15 protein-coding genes are annotated in these 23,197 nt (G+C 65.3%); 12 read left to right on the forward strand and 3 right to left on the reverse strand.

Annotated features, from left to right (window positions below; genetic code table 11):
* Positions 1 to 88: 88 nt before the first annotated feature.
* Entirely contained in the window at positions 89 to 1,438 is a 1,350-nt protein-coding gene (locus ASF04_RS18930; RefSeq protein WP_056145145.1) for an MFS transporter, read from the reverse strand.
* 131 nt (positions 1,439 to 1,569) lie between these two features.
* Here ASF04_RS18930 and cyoA point away from each other — a divergent pair, with 131 nt between their 5' ends.
* Genes cyoA through ASF04_RS18965 form a run of 7 tightly spaced genes read left to right on the forward strand, consistent with a single transcriptional unit; the run spans position 1,570 to position 8,337 of the window.
* Positions 1,570 to 2,577 (forward strand): ubiquinol oxidase subunit II, encoded by a 1,008-nt coding sequence (gene cyoA, locus ASF04_RS18935; RefSeq protein WP_082488895.1) that lies wholly within the window; start codon positions 1,570 to 1,572, stop codon positions 2,575 to 2,577.
* Positions 2,574 to 4,589 (forward strand): cytochrome o ubiquinol oxidase subunit I, encoded by a 2,016-nt coding sequence (cyoB, locus tag ASF04_RS18940; protein WP_019921060.1) that lies wholly within the window; start codon positions 2,574 to 2,576, stop codon positions 4,587 to 4,589. Before cyoA ends, cyoB begins: the two co-directional genes overlap by 4 nt.
* Positions 4,582 to 5,211, forward strand: coding sequence for a cytochrome o ubiquinol oxidase subunit III (gene cyoC, locus ASF04_RS18945; protein ID WP_019921061.1), 630 nt, complete (start codon positions 4,582 to 4,584; stop codon positions 5,209 to 5,211). The genes cyoB and cyoC overlap by 8 nt, the downstream gene beginning before the upstream one ends.
* Entirely contained in the window at positions 5,208 to 5,624 is a 417-nt protein-coding gene (gene cyoD / locus ASF04_RS18950) for a cytochrome o ubiquinol oxidase subunit IV (RefSeq protein WP_026637143.1), read from the forward strand. Before cyoC ends, cyoD begins: the two co-directional genes overlap by 4 nt.
* Positions 5,621 to 6,448 carry an SURF1 family protein gene (locus ASF04_RS18955; RefSeq protein WP_056145151.1) on the forward strand — a complete coding sequence of 276 codons (828 nt, stop codon included), beginning with the start codon at positions 5,621 to 5,623 and terminating at the stop codon, positions 6,446 to 6,448. The genes cyoD and ASF04_RS18955 overlap by 4 nt, the downstream gene beginning before the upstream one ends.
* Positions 6,435 to 7,796 carry an ATP-binding protein gene (locus ASF04_RS18960; protein WP_056145155.1) on the forward strand — a complete coding sequence of 454 codons (1,362 nt, stop codon included), beginning with the start codon at positions 6,435 to 6,437 and terminating at the stop codon, positions 7,794 to 7,796. The genes ASF04_RS18955 and ASF04_RS18960 overlap by 14 nt, the downstream gene beginning before the upstream one ends.
* A complete protein-coding gene (locus tag ASF04_RS18965) occupies positions 7,786 to 8,337 on the forward strand; it encodes a response regulator transcription factor (protein WP_056145159.1) in 552 nt (183 codons plus the stop codon). The genes ASF04_RS18960 and ASF04_RS18965 overlap by 11 nt, the downstream gene beginning before the upstream one ends.
* A gap of 10 nt (positions 8,338 to 8,347) precedes the next feature.
* On the opposite strand, the gene ASF04_RS18970 is transcribed toward ASF04_RS18965, so the two are convergent.
* Entirely contained in the window at positions 8,348 to 13,438 is a 5,091-nt protein-coding gene (locus ASF04_RS18970; protein WP_229205118.1) for a response regulator, read from the reverse strand.
* Between the two features lie 135 nt (positions 13,439 to 13,573).
* Between ASF04_RS18970 and ASF04_RS18975 the strand changes: the two genes are divergently transcribed.
* Positions 13,574 to 14,524: a 2-hydroxyacid dehydrogenase gene (locus ASF04_RS18975; RefSeq protein WP_056145164.1), complete on the forward strand. Its 951-nt coding sequence runs from the start codon at positions 13,574 to 13,576 to the stop codon at positions 14,522 to 14,524.
* A gap of 93 nt (positions 14,525 to 14,617) precedes the next feature.
* A complete protein-coding gene (locus ASF04_RS18980) occupies positions 14,618 to 16,282 on the forward strand; it encodes a methyl-accepting chemotaxis protein (protein WP_056145166.1) in 1,665 nt (554 codons plus the stop codon).
* Here ASF04_RS18980 and ASF04_RS18985 read toward each other — a convergent pair.
* The gene (locus tag ASF04_RS18985; protein WP_056145172.1) at positions 16,227 to 19,970 is read right to left on the reverse strand and encodes a CHASE domain-containing protein; all 3,744 of its coding nucleotides are present in this window, start codon (positions 19,968 to 19,970) and stop codon (positions 16,227 to 16,229) included. The two genes, ASF04_RS18980 and ASF04_RS18985, sit on opposite strands and share 56 nt — an antisense overlap.
* 161 nt (positions 19,971 to 20,131) lie before the next feature.
* Here ASF04_RS18985 and ASF04_RS18990 point away from each other — a divergent pair, with 161 nt between their 5' ends.
* From ASF04_RS18990 to ASF04_RS19000, 3 genes are read left to right on the forward strand one after another with little or no spacing between them, the layout of a single operon-like run.
* A complete protein-coding gene (locus ASF04_RS18990; protein WP_056145175.1) occupies positions 20,132 to 20,548 on the forward strand; it encodes a DUF2141 domain-containing protein in 417 nt (138 codons plus the stop codon).
* Positions 20,549 to 20,556: 8 nt separating this feature from the next.
* The gene (locus tag ASF04_RS18995) at positions 20,557 to 22,041 is read left to right on the forward strand and encodes a carotenoid oxygenase family protein (protein WP_056145179.1); all 1,485 of its coding nucleotides are present in this window, start codon (positions 20,557 to 20,559) and stop codon (positions 22,039 to 22,041) included.
* The gene (locus ASF04_RS19000) at positions 22,038 to 23,177 is read left to right on the forward strand and encodes a sensor histidine kinase (protein ID WP_056145182.1); all 1,140 of its coding nucleotides are present in this window, start codon (positions 22,038 to 22,040) and stop codon (positions 23,175 to 23,177) included. The genes ASF04_RS18995 and ASF04_RS19000 overlap by 4 nt, the downstream gene beginning before the upstream one ends.
* Positions 23,178 to 23,197: the final 20 nt, after the last annotated feature.

Below are 23,197 nucleotides of genomic sequence, written 5' to 3' on the forward strand. Positions count from 1 at the left end.
TCATCACTGTACCCGCCCAATATGACGGGCCAATGACGTAAAAAGGGCCGCTTGCGCGGCCCTTGGACTGAGCTAACTGCTATTTATATTAGTTGCGGATATCGAGGCGGCGATTCAGGCTCAGTGCTGCCAGCGAAGCAACCGCACCCGACAGCAGGTACAGGCCGGCATAAGCGAGACCAAAGTGGGTCGATACGCCCAATGCCACCAGCGGTGCAAACGCGGCACCGACGAGCCATGCCAGATCCGAAGTCAGCGCCGCGCCGGTGTAGCGGAAGCGTTGTTCGAAGTTGGCGGTCACGGCGCCGGAAGCCTGGCCATACGACAAGCCCAGCAGCGCAAAGCCCAGCAGGATGAAGATGTTCTGGCCACTTTCGCCGGCGTCGAGCAGGAACGGCACGGCCACGCTGAAGATGGCAATCAGGGTCGCCAGCGTACCGAGGGTGCGGCGACGGCCGTAACGGTCAGCAACAATACCGGAAATGATGATGCCGATAGTCATCAGCACCACGCCCAGCAGCTGCACGCCAAGCACGCCGGTGAGCGAACGCGATTCGTTAATGGCCACCCACGACAGCGGGAACACGGTGACCAGGTGGAACAGTGCGTACGATGCCAAGGCAGCCAGCGCGCCGATGACAATGTTGCGGCCTTGCTTGCTTACCAGTTCGACAGCACTCACCGGTTCGAGTTGACGGTCATCGAGCAGGTTCGAGTACTCGGTGGTGGTGACCAGGCGCAGGCGGGCGAACAGGGCCACGACGTTGATGGCGAAGGCCACGTAGAACGGATAGCGCCAGCCCCAGTCGAGGAAGTCGGCCGACGACAGGGCTGCCATCAGGTAGGCGAACAGGCCGGCGGCAATCGCAAAGCCCAGCGGCGCGCCGAGCTGGCCCAGCATCGCGTACCAGCCGCGCTTGTTTTCGGGTGCGTTCAGCGCCAGCAGCGATGGCAGACCGTCCCACGAGCCACCCTGGGCGATACCCTGGCCGATGCGGAACAGTGCCAGCAGCAAGATGGCGGTGGTGCCCAGCGACTCGAAGCTTGGCAGGAAAGCAATACCTGCGGTGGACACACCCATCACCATCAGCGCCAGGGTGAGCTTGGTCTCTCGCTTGAAATGGTGTTGAACTGCCATAAACGCCACAGTCCCGACCGGGCGGGCGATAAACGCTAGCGAGAAAATCGCGAAAGCGTATAGTGTTCCGTCAAGCCGGCTGTAGTTCGGAAAGAATACGGACGGGAACACCAGTGCCGAAGCAATGGCATACACGAAGAAGTCGAAATACTCGGATGCGCGGCCGATCACCACGCCGATTGCTATCTCACCTGGAGAAATATGCCCATCCCTGGCATTGATGTTGCGGGCGCCCTGGCTGGTTTGGGGTTGTTCGTGGACGCCAGCTTGGACGCCATTCAGTGTAGTCGTGTTGGCCATGGTCTCGTCTCTTTGTGAGTTAATAGTTATCACGCGCGTCCATGGCCGGTAGGACAAAGTGTCCAATAGCATGAAGCACCCGTGATTGGTACAGTAGCATGTTATCCATCATTAGTAACGAAAATTACCGCATGATTCCTCCTCTCGTCCGCCGTGGACTGTTCCTCGCACCGTTGTTGTGGCTAGCTGGCTGCAACACGGTGGTGCTGAACCCGTCCGGAGATATCGCTGCACAGCAAGCTGATCTGGTTGTCATTTCAACCTTGCTGATGTTGTTGATCATCGTACCTGTTATGTTTTTGATCTGTCTGTTCGCTTGGCGCTATAGGAAGTCAAATACTTCCGCCAAATACGAACCGAACTGGGACCACTCGACCAAGCTCGAGCTGCTGATCTGGGGCGCACCGCTCCTGATCATCATCGTGCTGGGCGCGATCACCTGGATTTACACCCACTTGCTCGATCCGTATCGTCCGCTGTCGCGCATCGACCATGAGCGTCCACTGGCCGCCCACGTCAAGCCGATGGAAATCCAGGTCGTGGCACTGGACTGGAAGTGGATGTTCATCTACCCGGAGCAGGGTATTGCCACCGTGAACGAGCTGTACACCCCGATCGACGTGCCGGTCCGCTTCAAGCTGACGTCGTCGACCGTGATGAACGCGTTCTACATCCCGGCAATGGCCGGCATGATCTACACCATGCCTTCGATGCAGACGGAACTGAACGCAGTGATGAACAAGGTGGGCGTGTACGACGGCTTCTCGGCCAACTACAGCGGCGCCGGCTTCTCGCAGATGCGCTTCAAGTACCACGGCGTGACGCAAGCCGACTTCGACGCCTGGGTCGCCAAGACCAAGGCCTCCGGTGGTGGCGAGCTCAACCGCGCTGAATTCATTGCCCTGGACAAGCCGACCATCAAGCACCCGATCATGCACTTCGCCTCCGTGGAGCAGGGCCTGTTCGACCGCGTCGTCAACCGTTGCGTGGTCGATGGCACCGTGTGCATGAACGAGCAGATGCATAGCGATTCCAAGCGCGTCAAAGCCGCCGCCGTCGCCAAGCAACTGGAAGCAGAAGTTTGCGAAACCGACGTTGCTACCGCTGCGGTTGCCGCACCAACTATCCGTAAAGAATGACCATGTCTGATACCAACCTGAATACATCAACTTCGTTGATCATGGGTAAGTTGTCGTGGGCGGCCATCCCGCTCCACGAGCCTATTCTGATCGGCACCTTCGCGGGCGTGGCGCTGGGCGGCATACTGTTCCTGGCCCTCATGTTCAAATTCCAACTGTGGGGCACCCTGTGGCGCAACTGGATTACCAGTATCGACCACAAACGCATCGGCATCATGTACATGGTGCTCGGTATCATCATGCTGCTGCGCGGCTTTGCCGACGCCATCATGATGCGCGCGCAACAGGCCATGGCCTTTGGCGACAATCCCGGCTTCCTGCCACCGCACCACTTCGACCAGGTGTTTACCGCCCACGGCACGATCATGATTTTCTTCGTGGCCATGCCCCTGGTAACCGGCCTGATGAACTACGTGGTGCCGCTGCAAATCGGCGCGCGCGACGTGGCGTTCCCGTTCCTGAACAACTTCTCGTTCTGGATGACCACTTTTGGCGCGATGCTGACCATGGCGTCGCTGTTCATCGGTGAGTTCGCCAAGACCGGCTGGCTGGCGTTCCCGCCACTGTCGGGCGTGCTGGCAAGTCCAGATGTGGGGGTCGATTACTATATCTGGTCATTGCAGGTGGCCGGGGTGGGTACCACACTGTCCGGCGTCAACCTGATCGCGACCATCGTCAAGATGCGCGCGCCGGGCATGGACCTGATGAAAATGCCGGTGTTCACCTGGACCTCGCTGTGCACCAATGCACTGATCGTTGCATCGTTCCCGATCCTGACAGTGACCCTGGCGCTGCTGTCGCTGGACCGTACCGTTGGCACCAACTTCTTCACGAACGAACTCGGCGGTAACCCGATGTTGTACGTGAACCTGATCTGGATCTGGGGCCACCCAGAGGTGTACATCCTGATCCTGCCGGTATTCGGCGTGTTCTCGGAAATCGTCTCGACCTTCTCGGGCAAGCGCCTGTTTGGTTACACCTCGATGGTGTACGCCACCGTCGTGATCACCATCCTGTCGTACCTGGTATGGCTGCACCACTTCTTCACCATGGGTTCGGGCGCCAGCGTCAACTCGTTCTTCGGTATCACCACGATGATTATCTCGATCCCGACGGGCGCGAAGATCTTCAACTGGCTGTTCACGATGTACAAGGGCCGCATCCGCTTTGAAGTCCCCATGCTGTGGACCATCGGTTTCATGCTGACCTTCGTCATCGGTGGTATGACCGGCGTGATGCTGGCTGTTCCGCCAGCCGACTTCGTACTGCACAACTCGCTGTTCCTGATCGCCCACTTCCACAACGTGATTATCGGTGGCGTGGTGTTCGGTCTGTTCGCAGGTATCAACTTCTGGTTCCCGAAAGCGTTCGGCTACAAGCTCGACGAGTTCTGGGGCAAGGTATCGTTCTGGTGCTGGCTGGTCGGTTTCTGGGTGGCGTTCACGCCGCTGTACGTGATGGGCTTCATGGGCGTTACCCGCCGCATGAACCACTTCGACGATCCTTCGCTGCAAAAATGGTTCATCATCGCCGCCATCGGCGCCTTGATCATCGCAGCCGGTATCGGCGCTTTCCTGATCCAGCTGTTCGTCAGCTTCATGAACCGCGAAAAACTGCGCGACGTGACCGGCGACCCATGGGGCGGCCGTACCCTGGAGTGGGCGACCTCGTCGCCACCGCCAGACTACAACTTCGCGTTCACGCCAGTCGTGCACGACAGCGACAGCTGGGCTGATATGAAAGAAAACAACTATCAGCGTCCGAAGAGCGGTTTCGTGGCCATCCACATGCCGAAGAACACGGAGATGGGCTTCATCATCGCCGCCATCAGCTTCGTGCTTGGCTTTGGCCTGATCTGGCACATGTGGCTGTTGGCCGGCCTGAGCTTCGTGGCCATGATGGTTGCGATCGTCGTCCACACGTTCAACTACAAGCGCGACTACTACATCCCTGCGGAAGAAGTAGTTCGTACCGAAGAAGCCCATACTCGTCTGCTGGAACGTCATGTCTGAAATTACCGCTAACGGCGCCGCGAGCGCCGACCCAAGCGCGCGTTACTGGACGCGCGACCACCACCCGGAGAACAGCACCTTGCTGGGCTTCTGGTTGTACCTGATGAGCGACTGCCTGCTGTTCGCCGGCCTGTTCGCTACCTACGCTGTGCTGGGCCGCAACTATGCTGGCGGACCGACCGGCGCCGAGCTGTTCGAACTGGGCACGATCGCGCTCAACACCGCGTTCCTGCTGCTGTCGTCGATCACGTACGGCTTCGCCATGATCGCCGCCCAGCGCCGCAAGGTCGGCGCCGTGATCGGCTGGCTGATCGTGACCGGCCTGTTCGGCCTGGCCTTCCTGTTCCTGGAAATCGAAGAGTTCATGCACCTGATCCACCTGGGTGCCGGTCCGCAGCGCAGCGCGTTCCTGAGCTCGTTCTTTGCACTGGTCGGTACCCACGGCCTGCACGTGACGTTCGGTATCATCTGGCTGGTCACCCTGATCTTCCAGGTGAAAAAGCACGGCCTGACCGTTGAAAACCGCCGTCGCCTGATGTGCCTGTCCATGTTCTGGCACTTCCTGGACGTGATCTGGATCGGTGTGTTTACCTTTGTTTACCTGATGGGAGTTCTGCCTTGAGCGCGCCAATTAATCACGGTGGTCACGACCACCACGGCCACGACGACCATGGTCATCACGAGCAGGACGATGGCAACCATGGCACGATGAAGGAATACGCGATCGGCTTCGTGCTGTCCGTGATCCTGACCGCGATTCCGTTCTGGCTGGTGATGGCCAAGGTGTTCGACAAGTCGAGCACCACCGCCTTCGTCATCCTCGGCTTCGCCGCCGTCCAGGTAGTCGTCCACATGATCTACTTCCTGCACATGAACGGCAAGAACGAAGGCGGCTGGACCCTGCTGTCCACGCTGTTTACCCTGATCCTGTTGATCATCGTGATGGCCGGTTCGATCTGGGTCATGTACCACATGAACATCAACATGATGCCTTCGATGGGTGACGACGTGCACAACATGCATGAGATGAAATGACGGGCGGCGCTGAACAGCGCCAGCGTTCCCGCACCCTGCGCATCAGCCTGGCCATTTTGGCCGGGTTGATGTTTGCAGGGTTTTTTGCTTTGGGAACCTGGCAAGTCTATCGACTGCAATGGAAGCTGGCCCTGATCGAACGGGTGGACCAGCGCGTGCACGCGCCTGCGATCGACGCACCGACCGTGGCCCAGTGGCCGCTGGTCAGCGCCGAGACCGACGAGTATCGCCACGTGCGCATCACCGGCACGTACCTGCCTGGCGCCGACACCTTGACCCTGGCCTCGCTCGACCGCGGCATCGGTTACTGGGTGCTGACGCCGCTTTGCACGGCCGATGGCGGTATCGTCATGGTCAACCGCGGCTTCGTGCCGGCAGGCGCGGGCGGCTGGCGTGCGCAACCGGCGCCACCGAAAGTGCAAGCCGATGCCTGCGGCACGCTGGCCGAGTCGTCGCCGGCGCCAAGCACGGTATCGGGCCTGCTGCGCCTGAGCGAGATGGCCAGTTCGCTGCGCAAGAACGAACCGGCGCGCAATTACTGGTACACGCGCGACACCAGGGCAATTGCCGAGGCGCGCGGCTTGCCGGCCGTGGCGCCATACTTTATCGACGCCGATGCGGCCTCCGCTGCGGCCGCCAATTTGCCGGTGCCGGGAGAAACCGCCGTGCCGGTAGGCGGCCTGACGGTGGTATCGTTCGTCAACAACCACCTGGTGTATGCGCTGACCTGGTATGGCCTGGCGCTGATGGTGGTGGCCGCTGCCGTATGGGTGGTGCGCGATGCCCGCCGCAGTAAACAAGAAGGCGTGAATGGCGAAAGCTAACAAGAACCCGTTCGACCATGGCAGCCGGCCGACGCCGGTGATCGAGCCGCTGGCAGCAGCCAACTCGATCACCCACGCGGCCGGCCACAAGAACATGCAGCAGCTGATCCAGCTGCGCTGGATCGCCGTGGTCGGCCAGGTGGCAACGATCGCGATTGCCTCGATGCTGCTCGACGTGCAGTTGCCGATGCCGGCCATGCTCAATGTGCTGGCCTGCCTGATCGCTTTTAATATTGCCAGCACCTTGCGCTGGCAGGAAAACCAGGTGGTGTCCAACAGCGAGCTGCTGCTGGCGTTGACGGTCGATGTGGCCAGCCTGACGGCGCAGCTCTACCTGTCCGGCGGCGCCACCAATCCGTTCGTGTTCCTGTATTTGCTGCACGTAATTTTAGGTGCGGTGCTGCTGGAAACCTGGTCCACCTGGACCATTGCCGGCGTCACCGGTTTTTGCATCGCCGGCCTGGCGCTGTTCTCGGAACCGCTGCGCCTGCCGCTGGACCAGGAGCGCGGCATCATGAGCCTGTATGTGCAGGGCATGCTGCTGTGCTTCATCATCGACGCCGCGCTGCTGGTGGTATTCGTCAACCGCATCATGCGCAATATGCGCACCACGGCCAGCAAGCTGGCCGACCTGCGCCAGCGTGCGGCCGAAGAAGAACATATCGTACGCATGGGTTTGCTTGCATCGGGCGCAGCGCACGAACTCGGTACGCCGCTGGCTACATTGGCCGTCATCCTTGGCGACTGGAAGCACATGCCCGAGTTCAAGGGCAATCCGGAGCTGCTCGAAGAGATCGGCGAAATGCAGACCCAGCTCCAGCGCTGCAAGACCATCGTCAGCGGCATCCTGCTGTCGGCCGGCGAGACGCGCGGCGAGTCGTCGGAAGCAACCACGCTCGACGATTTTCTGTACGACGTGACGGCCGAATGGCGTATCGGCCGGCCGGTACAGCAATTCGAGTTCGACAACCGCGTCGAGGTGGACTTGCCGGTCGTGGCCGATTCCACCGTCAAGCAGATGATCAGCAACCTGCTCGACAACGCACTGGAAGCGTCGCCGCGCTGGCTGCGGCTCGACGCGGTGATCGAGGCAAATGCGCTGGTACTGACGGTGACTGACGCCGGCCCCGGTTTTGCCGAGGCGATCCTGGCGCAATTCGGCAAGCCGTATAATTCGAGCAAAGGACGGCCGGGCGGAGGCCTGGGACTGTTCCTGGTGGTGAACGTGGCGCGCACCCTGGGCGGCACCGTGGCCGCCAGCAATCGTGAAGAGGGCGGGGCGGTGGTGCGGGTTCACCTGCCGCTGTCGGCCATCGCCATACAACCGGAACAAGCACATGATTACTGAACCCGTCGCTGATGAACGCGTACTCCTGCTGGTCGAAGACGACGCGGCCTTTGCCCGTACGCTGGGCCGCTCGTTCGAGCGGCGCGGCTACCGGGTGATACTGGCCGAGAACGTCGATGAAGCCAGCGCGGCCCTGATGGACAATTCGCCCGGCTACGCGGTGGTGGACCTCAAACTCAAGGGCAATTCGTCGGGCCTGGCGTGCGTGCAGATGCTGCACCAGCACGATCCCGACATGCTGATCGTGGTGCTGACGGGCTTCGCCAGCATCAACACGGCAGTGGAAGCGATCAAGCTGGGCGCCTGCCAGTACCTGGCCAAGCCGTCGAACACCGACGACATCGAAGCCGCGTTCGAACACGTGGCCGGCACCGCCGAAGTCGAAGTCACCAACCGCACCACGTCGGTCAAAACCCTGGAGTGGGAGCACATCCACACGGTGCTGGCGGAGACCGACTTCAATATTTCCGAAGCGGCCCGCCGCCTCGGCATGCATCGCCGCACGCTGGCCCGTAAGCTGGAAAAACAGCGCGTCAAATGATCTGACCCGCTCAGGCAGCGTCGGCCCGCGCGCTTTGCAGGACGATGCCAAGGGCGTGGTTGAAGGCGGCCAGCAAGCCTTGCAGGTCTTCGTGCTGGGCGCGCAGGCGGTCTTCCAGCGCGGTGGCGGATTCGTACAGTTCGGTGGCAGAGATGTTGCCGGCGGCGCCACGCACCTTGTGGACCAGGTCGGCGGCGTCGAGCCAGCGGCCCGTGTCCACAGCTTCCCGGATCAGTCGTTGCGATGGTTCGAAGTCCTTGGCGAACATCGCTAGCAGGCGTTTGAGCAGGGCGGCGTTGCCGCCCAGTCGCTCCAGGGCGGCTGTCATGTCGATGCCGGGCATCGATGGCGCCGATGGCGCGGGTGCTTGTAATGTTTGCGATGCCTGCGACGTCTGCAATGTTTGTGATTTGGCTGGCACCGGCGTTGGCGCGGGCGGCAGCGCGTGTGTCAACAGCGCCGGTGCCGTCACTGCCGCCGCACTGGCAGGGTCGGGCGCCACCCAGGCTGCCAGCACCGTGTACAGCGTTTCCGGGTTGATCGGCTTGGTCACGTAGTCGTTCATGTCCATGTTCAGGCAGCGCTCGCGGTAGCCGGCCACCGCGTGCGCGGTCATGGCGATGATCGGCAGGCTGGCGTGGCGGTCGTCGGCGCGAATCAGGGCAGTGGCCTGGTAGCCGTCCATGTCGGGCATCTGGATGTCCATCAGCACGGCATCGTACTTGCGGTCGCTAAGCATCCGTACGGCCTCGTCGCCGCTCGCCGCCAGGTCCGACCGCACGCCTGCGCGCTGCAGGATTTCGCTGGCCACCTGCAGGTTGATGTTGTTGTCGTCCACCACCAGCACGTGCGCGCCACGGATGCGCTGCACCGCGAACGAGGGCGGCGGCGCCAGTTTTACCGCCCCCTGGCCAACTTCAAGTCCCAGCGCCATCAGCACTGCGCTGCGCAGCAAGTACGGGTTGACAGGCTTGTCGATGAAGGGCGTGGTGCGCAGCAGTTCGGCGCCCCGGAAGCGATGCTCGCGTGCGTAGGCGCTTACCATCAGCACCGGCGGCACGGCCGCCAGTTCGCCGTCTTCGGCAATCCGTTGCAGGGTTTCGATGCCGTCGATGTCGGGCATCTCGGCGTCTATCAGCAGCATGTCGTAGTCGTTCAGCTGCATCGCTGCCACCGCTGCGGCGCCCGACGCCACCACCGCTGGCTTGAGGCCCCATGCCGTCAGCTGCGCCTTGAGCTTGTGCCGTACGGCGTTGTTGTCGTCCACGATCAGCACGCGCTTGCCCAGCGCCGCCTCGGGCACCGGCGCCTGGCGCTGGCCCTGGGTTGCCGCCACCTGCATCTGCACCGTGAAACTGAAACTGCTGCCCACGTTCGGTTCGCTGTCAACCGTGATCACGCCGCCCATCTTGCGCACGAGTTGCTGTGAAATCGCCAGCCCCAGTCCGGTGCCGCCGTACAGGCGCGTGGTGCTGGCGTCGGCCTGCGAGAAGGCCTGGAACAGGCGCGCCTGCTGCTCGGGGCTGATACCGAGCCCGCTGTCCTCGACCGCGAAGCACAGCGCCACCATGCCGGGCGGTACCGGCTGCTCGGCCACCGGGGCGGCCAGTTGCACCCGCACTTCGATCTGGCCGCTGGCGGTGAATTTCAGAGCGTTGCCTACCAGGTTGACCAGGATCTGCGAGAGCCGCAGCGGGTCGCCCAGCAGGTTCGACGGCACCTCGGGCGTGGCCCAGATCACCAGCTCCAGTCCCCGTTCCGACGCCCGCCAGGAAAACAGGTCGGCCAGCTGGTTGAGCGTGTCGAGCAGGTCGAACGGCAGCGCTTCCAGTTCCAGCTTGCCCGATTCGATCTTGGAAAAATCGAGCACGTCGTTGATGATCTCGAGCAGGCTCTGGCCCGCGCGGCCGATCTTGCGGAAGTAGTCGAGCGGCTGCGAGCCGATGTCGAGGTGCGTGCCCAGGCCGGCGAAGCCGAGGATAGCGTTCATCGGCGTGCGGATCTCGTGGCTGATATTGGCCAGGAACTCGCTCTTGGCGCGGGTGGCCGCTTCGGCGTTCAGGCGTGCATGCTCAATGGCGCGCAGCGCACGCGCCTTCTGGTAGGCCGAGACGAACGGCTCTTTCAAGGCCTTGAGCAGGTCGATGTCGCTGTCATTGAACGAAACCTGGTACTGGAAGTTTTCGAAGATCAGGTAGCCCTCGACCTGGCCGTCGATCACCACCCGCACCGACAGCAGCGCATGCACGTCGCCGGGCAGCGCGCGATCATGGTGAATCTTGAAGATGTCCGGCGCGATCTCGCAGCCGGCCGGCGCGTAGCGCGCCTCGGCCTGGCGCAGGTCGATGCGGTAGGCGTCGTCGGCAACGTCGATGCGGCCCCACGCTGCGCGCAGGCCCAGCATGTCGCTGCCATCCTCGCGTACCAGCGCCAGCGCCGAATCGACGCCGTGGACGGCGGTCGATTCCTGCAAGATGGTGTGCAGCAGCGCGTCAAAATCGAGCTGCTCGTTGATCGAGCGGACGATGGCGTTGAGCTTTTCCAGGTGCTGGGTGCGCGAATACACGAGCGCCTGCAAATCCTCGCCCTTGAGCTGCAACTGGCGCAGGCGCCAGCGCACCACGGCCCAGGCCAGCAGGCAGCACGCCAGGCCGTAGGCCAGCCATGCCCACCAGGTCTGGTGCCACGGTGGCAGCACCTTCACCTGCATCGCCAGTTCTTCCGTGGTCCACGCGCCTTCGCGGTTGCTGCCGCGCATGCGCAGCACGTAATCGCCGGCCGGCAGGTGGGTGTAGCTGGCGATGCGGCGGCTGGCATCGACCTCGATCCAGGTGCGGTCGAAGCCTTCGAGCATGTAGGCATAGCGGTTGCGCTGCGGCGCCGAGTAGTCGAGCGCCGCCAGTTCCACGTCGAAGCCCTGGCTGTCGGCGCGCAGGCTGATGGCCGGCCCGCCGTCGCCATTGAGCTGGGCGGCGGTGAGCTGCCGCTGGTCGATGCGCACCGCGCTGATCACCACCGGCGGCCGGTGGTTCCAGTCGGCCAGCTGATCGGGATAGATCACCGCCATGCCGGTGGTGGCGCCAAAGATCAGGTCGCGGTCGGAGGTGACCGCGCTGGCGCCCAGGTAAAAGGTGCGGAACGCCAGGCCGTCGGCGCGCGTGATGGCGTGGACCTTGAAGGTGTTGGCGTCGACGACGACGATGCTGTCGCCGGTGGCGGCCCAGATGCGGCCGGCGGGATCGGCTTGCAGGCTCATGATGGTGCTGGTAGCCATGCCGGGCAGGCCTGCTGTCGGCGCCATCCGCTCGAACACCGGTTTGCCGCGCGCATCGCGGCCCGTCATCACGCAGATGCCGCCGCCCTGGGTGCCAATCCACAGCCGGCCCCGGGCGTCGAAGACCAGTGCGTTCAGCACTGCTGCCGGCAGTTCCGTCGAGATGTTGGGCGTGGCCATGATCTGCTCCACTGCGCCGGTCTCGGGATCGAGCCGGTTCAAGCCGTTGCCGGTGGCAATCCAGAGCGATCCATGGGCATCGATCACCATGGCGTTGATACGGTTGTCGGTCAGGCCGCCGTGCTCGGGCGCGCCTCGTACCTGGCGCCGGACGATGCCGGTGGCGCTGTCGTAGCGCAGCAAGCCGTGGAAGGTGCCCAGCCACAGCTTGCCGTCCTGCGGCAGGATGGCCTTGATGCCCGGGTACGGATTATCCTGCGGCAGCGCCACCCGCCGCACTTGGCTGCCATGTTCGCTGGTGAGGTAGAGCCCCGCCTGGGTGCCGATCCAGGCTTCGCCGGGTGTGGCCTCGGCCAGCGCCAGGATCATGCGGTTGGGCAGGGCGGCATCGGGCTGGTGCGGGTTGGGCCGCAGCAGGGCGCGGCGATTGCCGCTCGGGCCCACCAGGTCGAGGCCGCGGTCGCCCAGCGCGATCCAGACGTCGTTGTGGACATCGTTGAGCAGCGCGGTGATGCCGGCTTCGAGCTGGCCCTCGGCGCCGAATACCGAATCGATCGCTTCCGTGTGCGGGTCGTAGCTGTCCACGCCGCGCTCGGTGGCAACCCAGATCATGCCGCTGCGGTCGCGCAGCATGGCGCCGCTGCGGTCGTGGGAGAGGCTGGCCTGGACCGCCGGCTGGTGCAGGATGCGGGTGCTGGCGCGATGGTCGGTGCGGTATTCAACAATGCCGTTGCCGCTGGTGGTGGCCCACCAGCGGCCGGGGGCGATTTCGACGATGCCCGGCACCATGTTCGCTTCGAGGTCGGACACGCCGGCGGGCTTGATCAGTATCGCGCTTTCGCCCTGCGGCCCGACCACGCCGATCCCGCTTTTCATGGTGCCGAAAGCGATTTGTCCCTGGCGGTTCTCCCCGAGCGCCAGCACCGCATCCTGCCATTCACCGAGACCGGCCACTGCCACCGGCACCTGCACGATGGCGCCGCCGGGAGGCAGGCGCGCCAGGCCGCTGGCGGTGCCGATCCACAGCGTGCCGGTCCGGTCCATCATCAGCGCGCGGATATCGCTGGCGGGCAGGCCGGGGTCGTTGTCGCGGGTGTAGCTGCGCACCGTGCCATCTGCCAGGTTGTACAACTTGAGCGCGGTGGGCGTGCCGACCCACAGCCTGCCCTGGCTGTCGCTGGCAATCGCGTTGATGGCCCCGTGGCTCAGTTCGTCAGCGGGACGCACGAATTTTTCGGTGCGCTGGTCGAACATCGCCAGCCCGGCGTTGGCGGTACCTACCCACAAGCGGCCGCCCGGGTCGGTGTGCAGCGCCTGGATGAAGTCGCCTGGCAGCGAACCGAGGTCGGAGGCAACGTGGACGAAGCTGCGGAAATGGTAGCCGTTCCAGCGGGCCAGCCCGGCCTGGGTACCCACCCAGATATAGCCATCGCCATCCTGCGCCAGCGCCGTGGCGACCGGATTGGGCAGGCCCTGGTCGAGACCCAGGTGCTCGAACAGCGGCGTGGCCAGGTTGTCCCAGCGTTCCTGGCCGGCGCGCGCCGGCGTCAATCCCAGGCTCGCGCTTATCGCCAGCACCAGGACGAACGCCAGCAGCCGGCGCCAGCCGGCGTGGATAACTTGCGGCACTCCGGGCTGGATATTCAACTAAGCAACGCTCCCCGTCAGGCAAATCTATTGCTAAGAGCATACGGAATACCCTGGGCAAAGTCCACGAGTACCAGCGTGAAATGCAGCTGCCCAGTACAATTGCTACCAGTCTTTACAACACATGGAATCCCGATGAAACCTGAAGTCTTGGTACTTGCCGCCAGCCCGTCCGCGTCCGTGATGGAACAACTCGACCAGCATTTCCACTGCCACCACGTGTGGCGCCAGCCGCAGGACGGGCGCGCCGCGTATATCGCATCGGTCGCAGCGGGCGTGCGCGCGGTGCTCACCACCGCCGCCATCGGCGTGGACCAGGCGCTGCTCGACCAGTTGCCCAAGCTGGAAATGGTGGCCATCAACGGCATCGGCCTCGACGCCATCCCGCTCGACCTCACCCGCGCCCGTGGCCTGGCCGTGAGCAACACCCCGGGAGTGCTGACCGACGACGTGGCCGACCACGCGCTGACCCTGCTGCTGGCAGCGGCGCGCCGGCTGCCGGCGCTGGACCGCTACGTGCGTGCAGGCGAATGGGAGGCCGGCGTGGCGCTCAAGCCCACGCGCGCCCTGCGCGGCAAGACCTGCGGCGTGTTCGGGTTCGGCCGCATCGGCCAGGCGGTGGCTGCCCGCGCCCAGGCATTCGGCATGAGCGTCCAGTACTTCCAGCCGCGCGCCATCGACGGCGTGGCCACGCCACGCGCGGACTCGCTGCTGGACCTGGCGCGCGCCAGCGACTACCTGGTGGTGTGCGCGCCCGGCACGCCGGCCACGCGCCACGCCATCAACACCGAGGTGATGGCCGCGCTGGGCGCGGAAGGCACGCTGGTGAACATTTCGCGCGGCGCCCTGGTGGACGAAGCGGCGCTGGTGGATGCGCTGCGCGACGGCACGCTGGGCATGGCCGCGCTCGACGTGTTCGCCGACGAACCGCGCGTGCTGCCGGCGTTGCGTGAAGTCCACAACGCGGTGCTTACGCCGCACGTCGGCAGCCTGACCGTGGAGACCCGCCACGCCATGGGACAACTGGTGGTCGATAACCTGCTGGCACATTTCGCCGGCAACCAATTATTGACTCCAGTGAACTAATCTTGCTTGCGGCATGGGGCGTCATCGGCGCGTCACATTCACAAGGTATGATTGCTGTCATCGTGGCAACATTCCTTACCTTGTGGAATTAATATGACCTTGCTGAAACTCCCCCAACTCAATACCGGGATGCGCGTGGTGGCGTCGTTCGCGGCGCTGCTGCTGCTGATGGCATGCATGTCGGCCGTCTCGTTGTGGCGCCTGCAATCGGCCAATGACACCACTGCCAACCTGGTGCACGACAAGCTGGCGCGCGAGCAGCTCACTTCCGAGCTGCTGGGTGCGGCCGAACTCAATGGTCTGCGGGCGATTTCCGTGGCCCGCAGCGACAGCCTGGAAGTATCGGACCTGTTCATGGCGCAGCTGGTGGCCGGCGACCGCCAGGCCGAGGCCATGGAGCGCAAGCTGGCTGCACTGTCGGCCGAAGCGGCGGAAGCGGCGCTGCTGCAGGCCGTGGCGGCAAAAAAGGCGGCGTACATGGCGCTGCGCGCCGACCTGTTCAAGTTCAAGGACATGGGCCGCATCCAGGACGTCGAGAGCCTGCTCGACACCCGCCTGGGCGCCACCTTCAAGCAGTACACGGGCGCGCTAGACCAGTTGCTCACCTGGCAAACGCAGGAGGCGACCGCGCTGGCGGCGGCGTCCGACCAGCAGTTCCGCAACAGCCGCGTGCTGCTGGCAGCGCTCGGCGCGGCAGCGCTGGCGGCGGGCATCGTGCTGGCCTGGATGCTGACCCGCAGCGTGGTGCAGCCGCTCACCCAGGCGGTGGCGCTGGCCGAGCAGGTGGCCGCCGGTGAACTGCATGCAGTCATCAATCATGGCCGCCGCGATGAAATCGGCCAGTTGTTCGACGCATTGAGCCACATGACGGCGCGCCTGGCCGATACCGTGGGCCGCGTGCGCGACGGCGCAGTCGCCATCGACGCCGCCTCGCGCGAGATCGCCAACGGCAACCTCGACCTGTCGCGCCGCACCGAGCACCAGGCCGGCGCCCTGCAGGAAACCGCGTCGGCGATGGTGGAGCTGACCACGGCCGTGAAGCAAAACAGCAGCAATGCGCGCCAGGCCAATACCCTGGCGGTGTCGGCCTCCGGCGTGGCCGGCAAGGGCGGTCACGCAGTGCGCGACATGGTCAACACCATGGCCGGCATCAACGACGACGCCCGCAAGATTTCGGACATCACCGGCGTGATCGACGGCATCGCCTTTCAGACCAATATCCTGGCGCTGAATGCAGCCGTGGAAGCGGCGCGTGCCGGTGAACAGGGACGCGGCTTCGCGGTCGTGGCTTCCGAAGTACGGTCGCTGGCACAACGCTCGGCCGATGCCGCGCGCGAAATCAAGAAGCTGATCACCGCCTCGGCCGAGCGCATCGCCAGCGGCAGCGCGCAAGCCCAGGCGGCCGGCGCCACCATGGACGATATCGTTGCCAGCGTGGAGCAGGTGACCGTGATCATCGGCGCCATCAGTACCGCCAGCGGCGAGCAGGAATCGGGGATCGAGCAGGTGGGCCGGGCGATCGGCGAAATGGACGGCGTGACCCAGCAAAACGCCGCGCTGGTGGAGGAAGCGGCAGCTGCCGCCGACGCCATGCAGGCGCAGGCGCGTGACCTGGCTGCGCTGGTCGGTTCGTTCCGCATCGACGGCGCCGCCGCCGAGGACACCACGGTCGTGGCGGCAGCGGCGAAGGCGCGGCCGGTGCTCAGGCGCGCGGCGGTGTTGTTGCCTGCCGGTCGTGCGGCAAATGGCGCCGTATAACCGCCAGCATCTGTTCGACATCGATCGGCTTGGCAATGAAGTCGTTCATGCCCGAGGCGATGCACTGTTCGCGCTCGGATTCCATCACGCCAGCGGTCATGGCCAGCACCGGCAGCGTCAAACCGAGTTCGGTGCGGATCAAGCCGGTGGCGGTAAAGCCGTCCATCTCCGGCATCTGTACATCCATCAGCACCAGGTCGTAGTGCTGGTCGCCGCCGTTGACGCTGTCCCGTAGCGCGTCGATGGCGGCGCGGCCATTGTCCACGGCGGTGATGTGGGCGCCTGCGTATTCGAGCATGCTGCGGGCGACCAGCTGGTTGACCGGGTTGTCCTCGACCAGCAGCAGGTGCGCGCCGTCCAGGCGTATGTGCGCGGAGGCCTCTTGCGGCACCGGCGCTGCCGGAAGCGGTTCATGCGCGGCGTGGTGGTGCGGCGCTTCCTTCAGCGCCGCTTTCAGCGCTTCATGCAATCGCGCGGCGGTCACCGGTTTTAATAGCACGCCGTCGGCGGCCTGTTCGTTTTCCACCAGCAGCAGGCGGCCCTGCTCGTAGGCGTTGACCATCACGATCACCGGGCGGCCGCCCAGCCGGACGTCGTCACGCAATTGGCGCAGGATGGCGCGGCCGCACAGGCCCGGCATATTCCAGTCCAGCAGCACCGCATCGTAGTGCTGCGCCGGATCGCCAAGCAATTCGAGGGCGTGGTCGCCACCGGCCGCCGGCGTGGACGTCCAGCCACAGGATGCCACCGTGCGCCCCAGGTAGCCGGCGCCCGGTCCCAGGTCGCCGATCAGCAACAGGTGCAGCGCTTGCTGGCTGCCGGTGCGGGGCATGCCGGGTTCTTCTGTGTCGGCCCCGCGCTGTAACGGCACGGTCAGGACAAAATCACTGCCGGCGCCAAGGGTGCTGCGCACGTCGATGGCGCCGCCCATCAGATCCGCCAGGCGCCGTGAAATCGTCAGGCCCAGGCCGGTGCCGCCAAAGCGGCGCGTCATCGATGCATCGGCCTGTGCAAACGGCGCGAACAATTGCGCCAGGCGTTCGGGCGCGATGCCGATGCCGGTGTCGCGCACGGTGAATCGCAGCGATACGGGCCCGCCGTGTTGCGGCGCGGTGTGCAGTGTTTCCACCAGCAGCACTACCGAACCCTGTTCGGTGAACTTGATCGCATTGCCCAGCAGGTTGACCAGGATTTGCTGCAGGCGGTGGCTGTCGCCGACCAGCTGGGCCGGCACGCCGGCATCGACGCCGATGGCCAGGTGCAGGTTTTTCTCGCCGGCGTTCACGCTCATGATGGTGGCCACCGCTTCGAGCACCTGCGCCAGTGCGAACGGGGACGGTTCAAGTTCCATGCGGCCTGCCTCGATCTTGGAAAAGTCCAGCACGTCGTTGAGGATGGCCAGCAGCGAGCTGCCCGACGACCGTATCATGCCCACGTACTGGCGCTGCGGCGGCGCCAGCGCGGTCTGGTCCAGCAGGTGGGCCATGCCCAGCACCGCGTTGAGCGGCGTGCGGATCTCGTGGCTCATGTTGGCGACGAATTCGGTCTTGGCGCGGCTGGCCGCTTCGGCCTGGTCGCGGGCCACGATCAGCGACTGCTGCGATTCGCGCAGCGCGGCCGTCATCTGGCGCGCCAGGCCGGTGGCATACAGGTGGCGCGCGGTGAGCGCGCGCACCACGCCGAAGAACAGCAGGCTGATGATCATCCCCGCCAGCAGCACGATGTGCGACTTCTGGCGGTCGATGGCGCGCTCGAAGGCCGGCAGCGAGGTAAAGCGCAAGGTCCAGCGGTGTTGCAGCAAATCGAGCGTCTGTACGTCCTGGTAGGGGTTCGGATATTGCAGTTGGTCGGCTGCGCTGCGGTCGGGGGCGCTGGCGTACAGGCGCTGCCCGGGGGCGGTGCTGTCGCCGTCGAACACTTCGAGCCGGATATCGTGCACGCCGGTGCCCATCAGGCCTGCCATCAGGTCTGCCGCCCGGATCGGGCTGTAGGCAAAGCCCTGCAGCGCCGCCATGCGCTGCTCCGGGGTGGCGTCCTGGCGCAGGCCGGCCTGGCGCCGGTACACGGGGAAGTACATCAAAAAGCCCGGCTGGCCGCCGCCTTGGGCATCCTGGATCAGCACCACGCGGTCGGTGAGGGCCGGTTGGCCGCTGCGGCCCGCATTGAGCAGGGCCACGCGGCGTACCGGCTCGGACAGCATGTCGTAGCCAAAAGCGATCACATTGCGGCCGATGAACGGTTCGAGGTAGTACACCGGCACGTACATGCCCAGGTCGGCCACGCCTTCGCGCGACCAGATGCGGAAATCGGGATAGCCTTCGCGCGCCACCTGCGCCTCGAGCGCGGTGCGCTGGCCCTTGCGGATGAAGGCGCCGTAACCGAGGCCCATCACGCCGGGGAAATTGCGCTGCAAGTCCATGCCGGCGGCAAAGCCGCGCCATTGTTCGCGGCTCGGTTGCTGCTCGGCCTGGAACAGCGCCTGCGCCGCGCGCAAGCCCGATTCGTATAGCGAGATGCGGCGCGTGATGCGCTCGGCAATGTCGCGGCTGTCGGCCTCGAAATGCTCGCGCGCGCGGCGCTCGGTACCCACCGTGACCAGGTGCCACACCAGCACCGTCAGCGCCACACCCAGCAGCAGCGTGGCCCATTGCACGGCGCTGTGCTGCAGCACGCCCGCTTGCAGGCGCCGGCGCTCGGCGGCGTCGGCGCTGAGCACCATGCCGATCAGGCTGCACAGCACCACGAACGTATCGAGCGCGATCAGGGCGTCGTTGAGGGTGCCGGCCACGAACGGCCCCTGGCCGTTGACGGTGGCCAGCACGGCGGCGCCGGCCGCCAGCAGGCACACGGCGCTGGCGCCGCGCAAGCCATAACGGTGCGCGGCCCAGGCCACGCAGGGCACGAACAGGTACGGCAACCAGCCCAGCGCATCGTCGCCGGTATAGCTGCGCATGAAGATGGCCGCGCCAAGCGCCGCCAGCAGCGCCAGCGACACCGCCAACTCCAGCGCCACCCGCAGCGCGCCGCGCTCGTGCCAGCCCGGGGGCGGGCGCAGCCGCCAGATCACGATGGCCGGCGCCACCAGCAATACGCCGGCGGTGTCGCCCACCCACCAGGTAAGCAGCACGGTACCGAAGGTGCCCGCCGGCGCCAGCCCGGCCGCCACCAGCGCGCTGGCGCCGATGCCGGCGCCGACCATGCTCATGACCATGGCCACGAGGGCGAATTTATAGACGTTTTGCAGTTGGCCGAGCGGTTGCGCGCCGTCGGTGTAGCGCCGCATCATCCAGGCGCCGGCCAGCGCCTCGAACGCGTTGCCGGCGCCGATCACGGTGGAGACCAGCACCAGCGTGGCCGACAGCGGCTGGCCGTTGATATAAAAAGTGACCAGGTTGGCGAGGAAGGCGCCAAGCATGATGGCCGGCCAGGCGCGATAGCCAAGCAGGATGATAGCCGCCAGGGCCATGCCCGACGGTGGCCACAGCGGCGTGGCGTTGGTGTGGGCGAAGCCCAGCTGCAGGCTAAGTCCCGCCACGATCGCGTAGCTGGCAGTGAGCAGCAGCAGGGCGCCCGCGCCCGGATGGTGGTTGCGGCCCAGGCCCTGCGGCGGCAGGGGATCGAAATCGGAATTCGCGGCTGCCGGGGCTCGGGTTGATTGAGCTGTAACGGTTGGTGGCACTGCGGGCATGGCAGCTCTCGTGGTTCGTGTCTGGAATGACTATAACGTACCGCTGCAACTGGCGCCACCATGGTGCAACTGGCGCCGCCAGGATACCGTTCGTCGCAGCGCTCCACGCAACACCTGGCCGTTCCTTACAGTGTGGTCATTCCCACCACATGGAGCACAGCATGTCTTTCCGATACCATCTCGCAGCCCTGTTCATCACCGTTGCCGCGCAGTCCGTCCATGCCGCAGACCTCCAGATTGCGGTCGAGGGCGTGGCCAGCGCCGATGGCCGGGTGATGGTGGCGTTGTTCGATTCGGCCGAGACCTTCCGCCGCAAGCCGGTGCGCGCGCTGGTGGCGCCGGCTGCCGCCGGCACCGTGCGCATCGACGTCAAGGATCTCGCCCCCGGCGACTACGCGTTTGTCGTGTACCACGACGCCAACGCCAACAATCAGCTGGACATGAACCCGGTCGGCATGCCGGTCGAGGACTTCGCTTTCAGTAACAACGCCATGGGGCAGGGCGGCGCGCCCGGCTTCGACGCCGCGCGCTTCACGCTGCCGGCCGCCGGCCTTGCCACCACCGTCAACCTGCGCTGAGGTTCATCATGCCAGCACGCCGCCAATTTCTCTCCCGCTGCGCCGGCCTCGCCGCCCTCGGTGTATCCGCCACCGCGCTGGCCGATACCGCCACGTACCGCAGCTTCCATGCTGCCCTCGACGGCGACGCCCGCCTGCTTCCGTACGCCGACTTCGCGGGCGAGCTGGCCGGCGATGCGACCGTGCTCGGACGCTTGCCGACAGACCTGGCAGGGGTGTTCTACCGCAACGGCCCCGGCCGGTTCGAACTGGGGGGCGAACGCTATCACCACTGGTTCGACGGCGATGGCTTTGCCCAGTGCTGGACCATCGCGGATGGCAAGGTCCACCATCGCGGGCGCTTCGTCGCCACCCAGAAATTCGAGCAGGAGACCCGCGCGGGACGCTTTCTCTACAGCGCCTTCGGTACCCGGATCGACCGCGCCCCGGTGCGCAGCAACGATACCATCAACGTCGCCAACACCAATCTGCTGCCGTTCAACGGTGGCGTGTATGCGCTGTGGGAAGGCGGTTCGGCCACCGAGCTCGATCCCGACACGCTGTCCACGCGCGGCATCAAGACCTGGCGCCCGGATCTGAAAGCGATGCCGTTTTCCGCCCATCCCAAGCATGACCCGGACGGCGGCCTGTGGAACTTCGGTAACCTGCCCGGCGCCGACCAGTTGATCATCTATCGGCTCGACGTGCGCGGCGCCGTCATCCGCACGGCCATGCTGCCGGTGCCGCAGCTGAACATGGTGCACGATTTCGTGGTCAGCGCGCGCCACCTGGTGTTCCTGGTGCCGCCGTATGCACTGGACGCCCCGGGCCGCAGCCTGGCCGAGCGGCTGCGCTGGCAGGGCGGCGAGCGGCCGCTGCGTGCGGTGGTGGTGGACAAGGCCACGCTCACCGTGCGCCAGGTGTTCGAGCTGCCGGCGCGTTCGGTTTTCCATCTTGGGAATGCGTGGGATGACGGCGACTGCATCCGGCTCGACGCCGTGCTGCACGCGGGCGATATCGTGCCGGAACCGGCGCTGCCGATGCGCGGCGACATGCGCCCGTACGAAGCCCAGCGCAGCAGCGCGGTGCAGATCACGCTTGATTTTGCCAGCGGCCAGGCACGCGAGGCGCGGCTGTTCGGCGTCAGCGAATTTCCACGGGTGGCGCCGCAGGTGGTGTCGCGCCGCCACCGCAAGCTGCTGGTGCTCGGCGTTGGCGCGGGCAGCACGGCGCAAGCGCTCGATTCCGTCAACCTGGTCGATACCGACAGCGGCAAGGTCGATGGCTACCGCTTCGGCCCTGGCTGGCAGGTCGAGGAGCATGTGCTGGTGCCGCGCAGTGGCGCCAGGTCTGAGACGGACGGCTACGTGGTGGGCGTGGCGCAGGATACGCGGCGCGGCCAGACCGTGCTGACCGTGTTCGATGCACGCAACGTCAAGGACGGCCCGGTGGCGTTAGCGCGGCTCGTCTATCGCGCTCCGGTGTGTTTTCATGGTAACTTTCTGGCGGCATGAAAAATCCCGACATCATCGTATCCGCCCACCCGCTCGAGCTGATTCCCGGCTTGCGGCGCTGGCCGGCCTCGCGCTGGCGCAACGCGCTGTACACGGCCATCTTCAGCACCCTGATCGCAGCCGTGCTGACCGCCGCGCGCACCGCGTTTTCCGACGACGGCCCACCGGTGGTGCGCTACTTCCTGCACATGCTGCTGGTGGCCAACCTGTGCGGGCTGTTCATCCATGGCGGCATGGTGCTGCTCAACCGCTGGTTTGACAATTTGCCACGGCGCCTGCGCGGACTGCCCAGGGTGGCGCTGCACGTGGTGTTCAGCGTGGCCAGCGTGCTGGCGGCGATTGCGCTGGCCAATGTGCTGCTCAGCGGCGGCCCGGCGCTGCATTTGCTGGCGCGACCGGTGGTGCTGCTCGAATGTACCCTGATCGCGGCGGTGATCGCCGGCTTCATGGTCATGGTGCGGCGTAACGCCGAGCGGCGCATCCAGGCCGCGATGGACGAGGCGCGCCAGAAGGAGGCGGCGGCAGCCACCGCGCGCCTGCTGGCCGAAGCACGCCTGCGCGCCTTGCAGGCGCAGATCGAACCGCACTTCCTGTACAACACGCTGGCCAACGTGGTCAGCCTGATCGGCACCCGGCCGGACCAGGCGCGCTACATGCTTGAGCGCTTTATCGACTACCTGCGCGCCAGCCTCGATACCAGCCGCAGTGAATCGTCGACGCTGGGCGACGAGGCCCGCCTGCTGGCCGCTTACCTCGACGTGCTGGCCGTACGCATGGGCCCGCGCCTGCGCTATCGCATCGACGTACCTGACGAACTGCGCGCCATCGCCATCGCGCCGATGCTGCTGCAACCGGTGGTGGAAAACGCCATTGCCCACGGCCTGGAACCGCAGGTCGACGGCGGCGAGGTCGCCATAGGCGCCGCCGTTGCCGATGGCCGCCTGTGCCTCACGGTTGCCGATACCGGCGCCGGGCTGTCCGGCACGCAGTCGACCAAGCCGGGCGGCGGGGTAGGGCTGGGCAACCTGCGCGAACGCCTGCGCACCCTGTACGGCGCCGAGGCCAGAGTCGAACTGCTGGAAAACCAGCCGAGTGGCGTGGTGGTACGCATCGTCCTGCCGCTGCCGTCCCGCTGAACGAGGATCACATCAACCAT

Source organism: Duganella sp. Leaf61 (assembly GCF_001421905.1).
Classification (GTDB): Bacteria; Pseudomonadota; Gammaproteobacteria; order Burkholderiales; family Burkholderiaceae_D; genus Rugamonas; species Rugamonas zoogloeoides.